The sequence below is a fragment of the Clostridium sp. UBA5119 genome, assembly GCF_002414285.1.
GTDB lineage: Bacteria > Bacillota > Clostridia > Clostridiales > Clostridiaceae > Clostridium_J > Clostridium_J sulfidigenes.
Genome location: NZ_DHYX01000048.1, coordinates 18793 through 31132, shown reverse-complemented (window position 1 = coordinate 31132; position 12340 = coordinate 18793). Strand labels below are relative to the sequence as shown.

The window sequence follows — 12340 nt, the reverse complement described above, 5'->3', positions numbered from 1 at the left end:
CTAATACCTTATCTTTCTACTAACATATACATAAGAGCATTGACTATAGCTGCTGCTACTGCACTTCCGCCCTTTCTTCCTCTAACTGTCATCATATCTATATCTTTTAATTTTTCTATTTCCTCTTTTGATTCAGCTGCTCCTACGAATCCTATTGGAGCTCCTATAATAAATTTACAATTAGACTTTCCTGATTCAATAAACTCTTTAAGTTTGAATAAAGCCGTTGGAGCATTTCCAAATACAAAGAACTCTACTCCATCTTCTACCGCCTTTTCTACTGCAGCCATAGAACGAGTTATACCTCTTTTCTTTGCTATCTCTACAACTTCTGGTTCTGATACATAGCATACAACCCTGCAATTTAACTTTTCTAAGGCTCTTTTATTTATTCCTGAAAGTGCCATATTAGTATCTGTATATATAGTTGTTCCCTTTTTTAGAATCTCTAGAGCTGTATCTATAGCATCATCTGTCATATAAACTAAATCCTTATATTCAAAATCTGCTGTAGTATGAATAACTCTCTTAATTATAGAAAGCTCTCTATCATCGAAATTATGAGGTCCCATTTCTTCTCCTATAATTTCAAAACTTCTCTTTTCTATGTCCATTGGTATTTTTATATAATCCATTTTTCCTCCTACTTAAGGAAATAACTTTCCTTTATAAATCTCTATTTTAAATTTACATCTACTTAATTAAGCTATTAAAAAAATCAATATTAGAAAAGAAATGTATATGTCCATAAGCTGCTAAAACATTATTTTTTACATACCCACACTTCCACTTCTTTGTGGTTCCATCGTAGGCTTTCTTTTCTAATTCATATATTTCTTCTTCTTTTAAATCTACCAGTGATTTATGGAATTCATGACAATTAATTATCATATCCTTTGGCACTATAGAGTTTTCCTCTGTTATCTTTATAGTTGCGTATCCAAAATTATTAAGTTTTCCAGTCATATAAGATATTCCATTAAAGAAACCTGCTGTTTCAACTCCATCTATGCTCTCTGTAAGATACATAAGTCCACCACATTCTGCATAGCATTTTACTCCACTGTTTAAGGCTTTTCTCATACTATTTAACATAGATTTATTAGAAGATAACTCTTCCTTGAATACTTCTGGGTATCCTCCACCTATATATATAAAATCTACATCCTTTGGCACTTCTTTATCTTTTAGGGGACTAAAATACTGAACTGTTCCAACCTCTTCCAAAAGCTCTATATTCTCTTTATAATAAAAACTAAAGGCTTTATCATAGGCTACTGCAATCTTTATATCTTTGTTTTCAACGTGGAAATCTTCACTGTTAGTAGATTGAATATCTGAAGCTTTAAATTCTTCTATAAGGCTATCTACATCTACATACTCTTCCATAAGGCTACTGCATAGCTCTATCTTCTTTGATAAATTTTCAACCTCGCTACTCTGCACAAGGCCTAAATGCCTACTTTTTAAAGCTAACCTCTCATCCTTAGGTATGTATCCGAAAATTCTAATCCCTTTACAATTTACTTCAATAGCTTTTTTCAAAAGTTTATAGTAACTTTCACTAATATTATTAAGTATTATCCCCACTATGTTCACATTTTCATAATTTCGAAGTCCTTCTATTTCAGCACATAAAGTTGCTGATTGAGCTTTAGGAGATAATACTAATACCACAGGCAAATCTAAAGTTCTAGATACATGGGCTGTAGAAAAATTAGTATCTATACCTTTTCCATCATAAAGTCCCATAACTCCTTCAATGATTCCTAGATCACCCTCACCTCTTAGATAACTTTCCTTAACCCCTGGTTCTCCCATTAGAAATAAATCTAAGTTTCTTGTAGCCACTCCTGTTATTTCTCTATGAAAGGCTGGATCTATATAGTCAGGTCCAACCTTATATCCTTGAACCTTATATCCTCTATCTATAAGAGTTTTCATAAGTGCTAATGTAACAGTGGTCTTTCCACCGCCACTACTATTTGAAGAAACTATTATACTTTTCATAATTTACTCCTTTACGGTGTTTTCTTCGTATCTCCCAAATTAAGATATTTATTATCTATTACATCTTGTACATGATTCACATATATATGTCTAAACTTCTCAATCTCACCCAAACCATGAAGATATATGTCTACTTTAATTCCAGCTTCCTCTAAAATAGTCTTCCATGAATCCTCTTCATCAGAAGCCATGTCATTAGTGGCATGATCTCCAGCTACTAGCATAAGTGGTGCTAACTTAACGTGATCAATACCTTCTCTTTTAAGTATTTCTACTATCATATCTACGGTAGGATATCCTTCTACTGTTCCAACATATACATTATTATAATTTAAGTAAGTAAATACGCTTTGAAGTGCTACAAAGGCTGAGTTAGCTGGATGATTACTTCCATGTCCCATAAATACCATGGTCTTATCCTTTGGTATAATTTCTTTTATAGCATCTATAAATACCTCGTAATCATTAGGTGTTTCTTCTCCTCCTTGAAAGTGAAGGGCTGGTCTACCTACTTTTATTGATTTAAATTTATTACTACCTCTAAACTTATCAACTACTAATCTAACATATTGGAACTCTTCCCCTGGTATTATATGAAGCGGCTGAACTATAACTTCTTCATAGCCTTCTTTATATAGTTGCTCTAAAGCTTCCTCCGGAGTAGGTATAATTATTCCATCCCTATTTTTTATTTTTTTAATTATCATATGGGCTGTAAAAGCTCTCATAACATGATACTCTTTAAATCTTTCTCTTATTTCATCCTCAATTTTTTCTATAGTTAATTTTAATGTATCCTTATAAGTAGTTCCAAAACTTACTACTAATATAGCCTTTTTCATTTTAGTTCCTCCAAATTTAATAAATTAGTGCAAAATAAAACCTCTACCCAAAAGGTAGAGGTTAAAATTCAATTTAACTCATAACAGAATTATAATTTGTAATAAATATACAAACCAAACTATTAACTCCCTTCCCTCCGAAGTGTCATATCTATGCTTTAGGCAGGTCTCCTGACTCACGTATCATCCTCCATCTCACCTTCCCAGAAATACACTCCAGTGGTTTTTCTATGAGATTTCGTCTTCGTACACAGTAGCGGGGGCTGTAGTGGACTTTAACCACTTTCCCTATTAAACATGATGTACCTAAAACTATACTTTATTCAATTTAAATCAACATATTATTTGCTATTTCTTTTTAATCCAATTTAATTATACCCTATGATTTAATTTAATTCAATATGAATATACTAGTATTTATAAAACAGTATAATATATTCATGATAAAATAATGATATACTATTTAAATAGTATTATACAACAGTAATAATTATTCTAATTTTTAATATATTTTATATGAGGTAAAGATATGTTTTTTGTTTATATATTAAGATGTAATGACAATACTTTATATACAGGATGGACAACTGATTTAAACAGAAGGCTTAAATGCCATAATAGTGGTAAAGGGGCTAAATACACCAGATGCAGACTACCTGTAGAAATTGTTCACTATGAAAATTTACCTGACAAATCTTCAGCTTTAAAAAGAGAATGCGAAATAAAAAAACTTTCTAGAGCAGAAAAACTTATTCTTATAGAAAACACCATAAATAGCACGGAGGGAAATCAATGAAAAATACAAAGTCTTCTTTTTCTTTATTTTTTAAATGGATATTTAGATCAATTTTATTAATACTATTTGTTTATTACTCATTTGTAAAAACTAATAATAACTCAAATTACATTAGCAACATTCTATTAATTCTTATCACGTCCTTTATACCAGATATAATTTTAAATATATTTAAGGTTAAATTATCTAGTTTACCTGACCTTTTATTACAATTATTCATATTTTTATCTCTACTATTAGGTCGGATGTATAATATGTACTCAATACTACCTTGGTGGGACATATTTCTTCATTTTGCTTCAGGGGCTCTTTTAGGGTTTTTATCTTTAATAATTTTAAAACCTCTTATAGGTGAAAATAATCTGAAAACCCTTCCACCATTATTCATAGGGATATATATATTACTCTTTACTATTTCTGGAGCTACGCTGTGGGAGTTCTGGGAATTTTCAGGAGATCAGCTATTGGGATTTGACTCTCAACTTAATAGTCTTACGGATACTATGACAGATATGATAAGTGGTTCTTTAAGTGGTGTTATATTATCTATAATGGGATTTTTACACATTAAAAATGGTTCATTTAAATTTTTGGATAAATTTATTAATGCTATTAAAAACTCTCATAAATAAACCTAAAGACTCGTATTATAAAGTCAAATTCTAAATATTCCCATTATAAGATTAAAAGACCAAGGTCTTAAAAACCTTGGTCTTAATTATTTAAGTTCTATGCGATTTCTGAATTACATTCAGCTTCATTTTCTTTCATTAATCTTCTTATAAGTTCTAGTAACTCATTTGTTGAATTTGATTTATCAAAAGTCATACAATTTTCTTTAATCTCTTTTAATTTGTTTTTGTCCTTAATTAAAGCCTTTATAGCTTCAGTACAATTATCACCTCTACCTATAGATATGGACATGCCATGTTCTAATAGAAACTTTGCATTTGCTTCTTCTTGTCCAGGTATTGCATCAAAAGTAATTAAAGGAAGATTTGCTGCTAACGCTTCTGATACTGTAAGCCCTCCTGGTTTAGTAATTAAAACGTCTGCTAAGTTCATATATCTATGAACTTCATTGGTAAACTTAATAAGCTTTGTCTGTTTTTTACTAAACTTAATCTGTTCCTTAATTTTATTATATAGTCTTTTATTATTACCGGTTAGAATTATAATTTGAAAATCTATAGGAATATTATTTATATTCTTATAGATTTTTTCTATATTATATACTCCAAAGCTTCCAGCCATCACTAACACAGTCATTTTATTTTCGCTTAATCCCAGCTCATCTAACAGTATTTTTTTATCATCTTCATCTTGATGAAAAAAACCATCATATACAGGGATTCCATAAGGATGGACTTTTTCTGGAGGAACTCCTCTATCTATCATACCTTCCACCATGTCTTCACATGCTACACAATATTCATCTACATTAGGTTTTATCCATGTTTTATGTGGTGCATAATCAGTCATTATACATATTGATGGCACCTTTATACTTCTATTTCCCTTTAATATAGAAATCATTTCTGTAGGAAATGGATGAGTAGTTATGATTACATCTGGAGCAAATGCTTCTATTAGTGGTATTAATTTTTTCGAAAACAAATAAATTAACTTTGTTACTAAACATGTTAAAACCCCAGACTTGTCCGTTAAATTATATATATTTTTATATAAGGAATTTAAATACTTTGCCAGTACTATATATCCCTTAGTTACTATTTTATTTATAAATGGATTAACATACTCTAAGGTATCCACTACTTTTACTTTAGCATCTAACTCATTTTCTAAAATATATGATTCTAAAGCCTTTGATGCTTTTAAATGTCCTCCACCAGTAGATGCAGATAAAATAAGAATATTCATATTTACAATCCTCTCTCTATTTACTTCACATGGTCTTATGTAGTAAATTTAACTATTTTATTTTACCACACCTATTATGCTTTAGTCCAATTAATTAAATCTAACATAATCCATTTAAAATTATAAACATTTCATATACTTTTATTATCAAATACAAATTTGATAATATGTTCATCGTGATACTATCTTAGAATAAAATATATTCACTATAAATAGTTAATATTACTTATACTTCTCTATAGATAATTCTAGCACTACTGATAAAATATTCTTTTCTATTGTATTTAAAACTTCTATCAATGTATCTACACAGGTTTCTACTTTTTCAGAAGTAGTACCGTAGTTTTCTCTATCTTTTAATTCTACTACTATTGTTTGGCATAACTTAAGTACATTTTGTGCATATTCATTTATCTTTTTGTCATTAATATAACCATTCACAAATTTATAATTATTTATAATCTCTTCAAATTCTATTATAAATTCATCTCTATAATAGCTTTCTACATTTATCCAATTAGGTATTGTGTTATTTTTAATTTTATCTCCAAAGACTTTAATTTTTTTATTTAGTTCAAATAGTTCCTTGTAACTTTTTATTTTATCATTATTAATATCTATAGCACGTTCTTTCTTAGATTTTTTTCTCTCTTCCATAATTAGTTTTCTCATTATTAATAGAGATATACCTCCACCAAATGCTGCAGATATTAATGGCACTATTATTCCTAACATCCAAGTTGCCTTGTCCATAAATAAATCACCTCAAATATAATATTCGTTGCAAATATCACATTTCTGAATGAAATTAGTCTTCATATCTTTTTCTATGTTTAATCATTATTTCATTTAATATCTCACTAGTACTTTGTGGTGTATATGTTATAGCATTAGCCCCAGCAATTATAGTTTCACGTATGCTCTCATCTGTAGGACCTCCTGTTGCTATAATAGGTACATCTGGGTACTTACTTCTTATATGTCTAACAATATTCGCAGTTTCTTTAGCTCCTGATACATTAAGTATAGTTGCTCCTGCCGCTATTCTTCCATCTATATCATCTTTCTCTGAAACAACGGTAACTAATATTGGTAAATCTATAGTTTCTCTCATCCCTTCAATAACATCATTGCCTATAGATGAATTAACTACAACCCCCATAGCCCCCTTAAATTCAGCATCCAATGCTAGATTTATTACCCTTTTACCTGTAGTAATAGATCCACCTACCCCACAAAATACTGGAATATCTGATGCTAGTAATAGTGCTTCAGTTATTCTAGGTTGAGGCGTAAATGGATATACTGCAATAACAGCATCTGCATTAGTATTTCTTATAACTGCTACATCAGTTGAAAACACTAAAGATTTAATTCTTTTCCCAAATATAACAATTCCAGTAGCGTCCCTAATAACCTTAGGTAACTCAATCATATGACTTCTTAGTAAACCTTTAAATTCTGGCACACGTTTTTCCATAAAATTTCTCCCTTCACCACATAAAGCTATGTTCTTTCTAAAAACATAGCTTAAATCACGCCTCACATAGATAACTTTAACTCACATATATAAACTTAAAATGTGATTAATAACTTATTTTATTTTCTTAACTTACAGATTATATCACAGGTTTATTACTTCCTCAATAAATTTATTTAATTATTTTTATGGAATTATACGGTATATTTCTACTCTCTTTGTCTATCTAAAATAAGATAAAAGAAAACAATAAAAAAAACCTAGTGATTACTAAAATCACTAGGTTCTTATGGCAGGGGCACGAGGACTTGAACCCGGAACCAACGGTTTTGGAGACCGCTACTCTACCAATTGAGCTATACCCCTTCGTTACTCGTTTATTATATTATATAATAAACATAAATGCAAGAGGTTTTATATAAATTATTCAACATATTCTTAAGTCAATACTAGTATAAATAAGTCGAAGTATTTTCACATATTGAAATATTTATCATCTTATTATTCATTACCTTTTTATAGGAACATAAAAATTCATTTAACTCATTATCAGTTAAATCTATTTTCCCAAAACTTTTTAATATAACATTCTCATCTTGAAGCATTATATCTAAATCATTCTTGTCATTCTTAATGCTATATGAAGTTACACTTTTTACTTTAAGCTTTCCTTTATACTTTTCTTGAAATCCGACCATTTTTCTTGCATCTTCATACTCATTACCTAATCCACTTAAAGCATTCTCTATACCCATAGACTTCATTTGGCTTTCTACATCTTCAGTAGAAATTCCATACCTCTCCATAACCTTCTTCTGAATATTCATAAATTTCTCTTGAGATATATTATTTTCCTTCATATATTTAAATATTTCTCTGCTCATTTCCGCCATGGATAGCTTTCCTTGAGCCATTGAATAATACATAGAATATATGTAATCCTCAAATTTATCTACATCTTTATCTGTAGCCTTATTTTTCAGTTCATTAAAATCTATTACATCACTAATTTTAACCAGCTCCTTGAATACAATATTTCTTCTATCACATTATTTATTTTATCCCATAAATTTGTATTTTAGTATCTTATTATTTATTAAATCTAATTTCTAATTACTTTTATTTCCTATAGTTGCATAATATCAGAAATAAAAACATTACGAATCTACTTAAGTATAACTGATGTTAAAAGATGATAAACAGAGCTCTTTACCCCCACTTTAAAGAAGATGCGGGTATTAGAGCTGATAGTCATCGTATAAAGTTAAGAAATATGTTTGTAAATCAGTATATTATAAAAGTATTCAAATTACTACTGTATTAATTATGTATTTAAAATATATTAATCTTTTCTTAATATATAGTTATGTACTGTTGAGTATGTAGTTACATACATACTCAACTATATGCTACTGTATCTTGAATCCAGCTTGTTTCACCTTCTCAAGAATTTCATCCATATTGTCTGTGCTTAATCTTATTACTATCTCTTTAACTTCTGTTATGCTCTTAGGATCAACAACTACAAAGCTTATAATTTGCCCTTTGTTTTCAGTAATTATTTTTGATAGTTTAGATATTTGTCCAGGTATGTCATAAGCAATTACAGCTAATCGTTTACCTTTATTTAATCCAAATAACTCTGTAAATTGATGAAAAATACCGTGATGTGTCACTATTCCTTGCATTTCTCCATTTTTATTTATTACTGGTACAAATGAAACACTTTTAGTTTCTAAGAAATGTGCAGCCTCTTCAATTTCATTAAAAGGAGTTATTGATGGTACATCAGTTCTCATTACATTTTCAACTAGAAAATCTGATAGTAAACATTGTCTCTCTATAGATTTTTCATAGTAATATGTGTATATTTGCTCTTTTGAAATTACTCCACAAAATTTATCTCCTTCTACTACTGGTATGGATAAAAACTTATTTTCTTCCATTACCTTAAGAGCTTCTCCTATGGTTACCTTTGGTGTTACAGTTATTAACTTTTCTCTAGATAACATCAAATTATTTACAAACATAATTTATCCTCCTCTACTTATTTGTTATTCTATATTATACCTTATTTTAGTATACTATGTTAGTATTTTAATATATTTCATTATTAATATATTAAATATATTTTGATTATTGCATCAATTATTACTATTTTACGTATCCAAAATATAATACGTAAAATATATAGATTTGTTTACTTAAATATAAATTTACTTTTACAATATTTAGTACCATTCCATTGCCAAATATGCTAAAATTTTTTATATAGATAAATGGTATGCTTTGGAGGACAAAATGAATATTAGTATAAAGAATATAGTTTCTGCTCTATCATTATCCTTGGATCTTACAGACAATGATTGGGGTAAATTTGAGGATGTTATAAACCCAACACATGCTAAAGATATTTCAAATAAGCAATTTTCTAATCATTCTAGATGCACCTCATATATAGCCTTAGAAATTGCTCAAACTATGAAGCTAGATGAAAATTCTTACTATAATTTATATATTGCTTGTATGATTCATGATATTGGAACTCAAAATATATTTGATGAGTCTCACACCTCAAAATGGTATATAAAAAAGCATTGCATTGCTGGCTCTGAAATGATTCAACGTATTCCATCCTTAATACAAGTATATGATATAATACGTTATCATCATGAAAATTATGATGGTAGTGGATGCTTAAAATTAAAAAGTTCACTAATTCCTATAGAAGCTCAAATTCTGAGAATAGCTGATTTAATTGAAATCCAGGTAGATTATTCGAAGCCTTACCACATCCAAAAGGATATTCTTATTGATTGGGTAAAGCTACACAATGAAACTTTATTTTCACCACAGGTTGTAAAAGCTTTTCTCATGGTAGCTGACAAAGAAGAGTTTTGGTTAAACCTTATAAATTTGCCTAATATGAATTTCATCCTTGATAATATAATACCGGAGAAAGATATTTTTATCTCTCTATCGGAATTTGAAGCAATTGCTGATGTATTTGCAAGCATTATTGATAATAAGAGTTCTTTTACTGCAGAACATTCTAAGGAAATTGCTACTTTAGCTTATAATGTTTCTAAGCATTTAGGCTATAATGAAGAAAAATGCCTTAAAATGAAAATTGCAGGATTACTTCACGATATTGGAAAACTAGCTATTCCCATCAGTATATTGGACAAGGATGGTCCTTTAACAGAAGAAGAATATTCTATTATCAAATCTCATACCTACTATACTAAATTAATTCTAGATAAAATAGACCACATATCTGATATTAGTTTATGGGCTTCTAGTCATCATGAAAAATTAAATGGTAAAGGCTATCCACGAAGACTTAAGGCTGAGGACCTTAGTGAAGAATGCCGCATTATTGGAGTATGTGATATATATCAATCTTTAACTGCTGATAGGCCCTATAGAAAAGGCATGTATATGTATGAAGCATTTGATATATTAGATGATATGGTAAATAGAAACTTAATTTGTGGTAATGCAGTAAGACATTTTAAAAATACTTTAGTATCTCGTGTAGAAAAGAAACCTTAATTTAATTATTATACAGTTATTTAATGAAAAGTAATTTTACTATTTGCTTTTCATTTTTTTTCTTTTAGGCTAAAATATTAATGAGGTGAATCAGATGGAATTTATAGTTAGTAATGTTGATGAATTAGATTCCCTAGGTATACAGCTAGGAAAAATGTGTAAAGAAAATGATATTTTATGCCTTATAGGTGATCTTGGTACTGGTAAGACTCATCTTNNCAAAGGAATTGCAAAAGGTCTTGGCATAGATGATTGTATAACTAGTCCTACCTTTACAATTGTTAATGAATATGAAGGTAGATTAAAATTGTATCATTTTGATGTGTATAGAGTAAATGATCCCGATGAGATTGCTGCCATCGGCTTTGATGAATATATATTTGGAAATGGAGTTAGCGTCATTGAATGGGCTAACTATATCGAAGATTTAATACCAGAAGAAAGTTTAACTATAAACATAGCTAAACTTCCAGACTTAGGTGAAACCTATAGAAAGATTACTCTTTCCTATACTAATGATAGATATAATTATATAAAGGAGTTGAAGCTATGAAGATTTTATCCTTAGATTCTGCAACTGAATGTGCAACTGCGGCTATTATTGATAGCGATAAGATATTAGGGGAAACTATTATAAATTATAAAAAGCAACACTCTGTAATTATGATGCCTATGATAGATAACCTTTTAAAAAATTGTGGTTTATCCATATCAGATATAGAAGGCTTTGTAGTTTCTAGCGGCCCTGGTTCTTTTACTGGTCTTAGAATCGGTATGTCAACTATAAAAGGTCTTGTGCAAGCAACTAATAAACCCTTTGTGTCTATAAATTCTTTAGATGGACTTGCAAATAATCTCTTTAATATCCAAGGTATTATTTGTCCTATAATTGATGCTTTGAGGGGTAATGTATATACTAATTTTTATAAATTTGAAAATAATAATTTAGTAGTCTTAAGTGAGCCTGAATTATTATCCATGGAAGATGTAATAAATAAATGCTCAGAATTTAATGAGCCTATTACTTTTATAGGTGATGGCACATCAAAATTTAAAGATATCATATTAACTTCTCTACCTAATGCTTCCATAGCACCTAGTCATATCAATGTGACAAAGGCATCTTCTATAGGCTACTTAGGCTATCTTAGGTTAATAAACAATGAAGGTGATAATGTACTTAGCAGTTCACCTGTATATCTTAGACTTTGCCAAGCCGAGCGTGAATATGAAGAAAAGGTAAAAAATCATGACTGATGTAACTGTTGAAAGAATGAGTTCCCTTAATATATTAGGAGTTAAAGAAATTTCTGACTTAAGCTTCTCAAGCCCTTGGTCTCTACTATCTATGGAAAAAGAACTAATTAATAAAAACGCTGTCTATATAGTTGTAAAGTTAGGTAATAAAGTTGTAGCCTTTGGTGGAATGTGGGTTGTCTTTGATGAAGGTCATATAACCAATATAGCAGTTCATCCCGACTATAGAAGAAATAATTTTGGAGATGTGGTAATAGAAAACCTTATTACGATTGCTAAAGATATAAATATTGTTTCTATGACTCTAGAGGTTAGAGCCTCTAATATAGCTGCAATAAATCTTTATAAAAAACACCATTTTTCTGTAGAAGGTATAAGAAAAAACTATTATCAACATCCAAAAGAAGATGGATACATTATGTGGAACCACAACATATAGGTGGTATATATTGAAATTTTAAAGACGATAAAAGAATTTTTCTTTTATCGTCTTTTTATAAATTATCTTTATATATTTTA

14 protein-coding genes, 1 tRNA gene and 1 riboswitch are annotated in these 12340 nt (G+C 29.3%); of the genes, 6 read left to right on the top strand and 9 right to left on the bottom strand.

Translation table 11 applies throughout. The features are described from left to right. Nucleotides 1-8 precede the first annotated feature (8 nt). From B2671_RS06815 to B2671_RS06805, 3 genes are read right to left on the bottom strand one after another with little or no spacing between them, the layout of a single operon-like run. Entirely contained in the window at nucleotides 9-635 is a 627-nt protein-coding gene (locus B2671_RS06815) for a precorrin-8X methylmutase (RefSeq protein WP_346869729.1), read from the bottom strand. 58 nt (nucleotides 636-693) lie between these two features. After that, complete coding sequence (locus tag B2671_RS06810; RefSeq protein ID WP_346869728.1) at nucleotides 694-2010, bottom strand: cobyrinate a,c-diamide synthase; 1317 nt, start codon at nucleotides 2008-2010, stop codon at nucleotides 694-696. Nucleotides 2011-2021: 11 nt separating this feature from the next. Further along, nucleotides 2022-2852 (bottom strand): sirohydrochlorin cobaltochelatase, encoded by an 831-nt coding sequence (locus B2671_RS06805; RefSeq protein WP_346869727.1) that lies wholly within the window; start codon nucleotides 2850-2852, stop codon nucleotides 2022-2024. A gap of 144 nt (nucleotides 2853-2996) precedes the next feature. Continuing rightward, nucleotides 2997-3177, bottom strand: a riboswitch (cobalamin riboswitch). Between the two features lie 204 nt (nucleotides 3178-3381). On the opposite strand from B2671_RS06805, the gene B2671_RS06800 reads away from it, so the two are divergent. Then, nucleotides 3382-3648: a GIY-YIG nuclease family protein gene (locus B2671_RS06800; RefSeq protein WP_346869726.1), complete on the top strand. Its 267-nt coding sequence runs from the start codon at nucleotides 3382-3384 to the stop codon at nucleotides 3646-3648. A gap of 254 nt (nucleotides 3649-3902) precedes the next feature. Continuing rightward, the gene (locus B2671_RS06795) at nucleotides 3903-4280 is read left to right on the top strand and encodes a hypothetical protein (RefSeq protein ID WP_346869725.1); all 378 of its coding nucleotides are present in this window, start codon (nucleotides 3903-3905) and stop codon (nucleotides 4278-4280) included. Between the two features lie 97 nt (nucleotides 4281-4377). On the opposite strand, the gene B2671_RS06790 is transcribed toward B2671_RS06795, so the two are convergent. The 6 genes from B2671_RS06790 to B2671_RS06765 all read right to left on the bottom strand — a co-directional run bounded on the left by B2671_RS06790 (nucleotide 4378) and on the right by B2671_RS06765 (nucleotide 9039). Further along, on the bottom strand, nucleotides 4378-5529 hold the full coding sequence (locus B2671_RS06790) for an MGDG synthase family glycosyltransferase (protein WP_346869724.1): 1152 nt from the start codon (nucleotides 5527-5529) through the stop codon (nucleotides 4378-4380). A 222-nt stretch (nucleotides 5530-5751) separates the two neighbouring features. Further along, nucleotides 5752-6282 (bottom strand): hypothetical protein, encoded by a 531-nt coding sequence (locus B2671_RS06785; protein WP_150844086.1) that lies wholly within the window; start codon nucleotides 6280-6282, stop codon nucleotides 5752-5754. A 55-nt stretch (nucleotides 6283-6337) separates the two neighbouring features. Continuing rightward, nucleotides 6338-7009 (bottom strand): hydrolase, encoded by a 672-nt coding sequence (locus tag B2671_RS06780; RefSeq protein WP_346869723.1) that lies wholly within the window; start codon nucleotides 7007-7009, stop codon nucleotides 6338-6340. A 290-nt stretch (nucleotides 7010-7299) separates the two neighbouring features. Beyond that, a tRNA-Trp gene (locus tag B2671_RS06775) sits at nucleotides 7300-7375 on the bottom strand. A gap of 83 nt (nucleotides 7376-7458) precedes the next feature. Then, nucleotides 7459-8019, bottom strand: coding sequence for a DUF3867 domain-containing protein (locus tag B2671_RS06770; protein ID WP_346869786.1), 561 nt, complete (start codon nucleotides 8017-8019; stop codon nucleotides 7459-7461). Nucleotides 8020-8418: 399 nt separating this feature from the next. Further along, a complete protein-coding gene (locus tag B2671_RS06765; protein WP_346869722.1) occupies nucleotides 8419-9039 on the bottom strand; it encodes a CBS domain-containing protein in 621 nt (206 codons plus the stop codon). Between the two features lie 271 nt (nucleotides 9040-9310). Between B2671_RS06765 and B2671_RS06760 the strand changes: the two genes are divergently transcribed. The 4 genes from B2671_RS06760 to rimI all read left to right on the top strand — a co-directional run bounded on the left by B2671_RS06760 (nucleotide 9311) and on the right by rimI (nucleotide 12260). Continuing rightward, nucleotides 9311-10564 carry an HD-GYP domain-containing protein gene (locus B2671_RS06760; protein WP_346869721.1) on the top strand — a complete coding sequence of 418 codons (1254 nt, stop codon included), beginning with the start codon at nucleotides 9311-9313 and terminating at the stop codon, nucleotides 10562-10564. Between the two features lie 94 nt (nucleotides 10565-10658). Beyond that, nucleotides 10659-11117 carry a tRNA (adenosine(37)-N6)-threonylcarbamoyltransferase complex ATPase subunit type 1 TsaE gene (gene tsaE / locus B2671_RS06755; protein ID WP_346869720.1) on the top strand — a complete coding sequence of 153 codons (459 nt, stop codon included), beginning with the start codon at nucleotides 10659-10661 and terminating at the stop codon, nucleotides 11115-11117. Continuing rightward, nucleotides 11114-11821 (top strand): tRNA (adenosine(37)-N6)-threonylcarbamoyltransferase complex dimerization subunit type 1 TsaB, encoded by a 708-nt coding sequence (gene tsaB / locus B2671_RS06750; RefSeq protein WP_346869719.1) that lies wholly within the window; start codon nucleotides 11114-11116, stop codon nucleotides 11819-11821. Before tsaE ends, tsaB begins: the two co-directional genes overlap by 4 nt. Then, a complete protein-coding gene (rimI, locus tag B2671_RS06745) occupies nucleotides 11814-12260 on the top strand; it encodes a ribosomal protein S18-alanine N-acetyltransferase (protein ID WP_346869718.1) in 447 nt (148 codons plus the stop codon). The genes tsaB and rimI overlap by 8 nt, the downstream gene beginning before the upstream one ends. Nucleotides 12261-12340: the final 80 nt, after the last annotated feature.

Excerpts from the sequence above, each read along its gene's own strand:
- B2671_RS06815 (WP_346869729.1), bottom strand. The coding sequence starts at position 635 with ATGGATTATATAAAAATACCAATGGACATAGAAAAGAGAAGTTTTGAA.
- B2671_RS06810 (WP_346869728.1), bottom strand. The coding sequence starts at position 2,010 with ATGAAAAGTATAATAGTTTCTTCAAATAGTAGTGGCGGTGGAAAGACC.
- B2671_RS06805 (WP_346869727.1), bottom strand. The coding sequence starts at position 2,852 with ATGAAAAAGGCTATATTAGTAGTAAGTTTTGGAACTACTTATAAGGAT.
- B2671_RS06800 (WP_346869726.1), top strand. The coding sequence starts at position 3,382 with ATGTTTTTTGTTTATATATTAAGATGTAATGACAATACTTTATATACA.
- B2671_RS06795 (WP_346869725.1), top strand. The coding sequence starts at position 3,903 with ATGTACTCAATACTACCTTGGTGGGACATATTTCTTCATTTTGCTTCA.
- B2671_RS06790 (WP_346869724.1), bottom strand. The coding sequence starts at position 5,529 with ATGAATATTCTTATTTTATCTGCATCTACTGGTGGAGGACATTTAAAA.
- B2671_RS06785 (WP_150844086.1), bottom strand. The coding sequence starts at position 6,282 with ATGGACAAGGCAACTTGGATGTTAGGAATAATAGTGCCATTAATATCT.
- B2671_RS06780 (WP_346869723.1), bottom strand. The coding sequence starts at position 7,009 with ATGGAAAAACGTGTGCCAGAATTTAAAGGTTTACTAAGAAGTCATATG.
- B2671_RS06765 (WP_346869722.1), bottom strand. The coding sequence starts at position 9,039 with ATGTTTGTAAATAATTTGATGTTATCTAGAGAAAAGTTAATAACTGTA.
- B2671_RS06760 (WP_346869721.1), top strand. The coding sequence starts at position 9,311 with ATGAATATTAGTATAAAGAATATAGTTTCTGCTCTATCATTATCCTTG.
- tsaB (WP_346869719.1), top strand. The coding sequence starts at position 11,114 with ATGAAGATTTTATCCTTAGATTCTGCAACTGAATGTGCAACTGCGGCT.
- rimI (WP_346869718.1), top strand. The coding sequence starts at position 11,814 with ATGACTGATGTAACTGTTGAAAGAATGAGTTCCCTTAATATATTAGGA.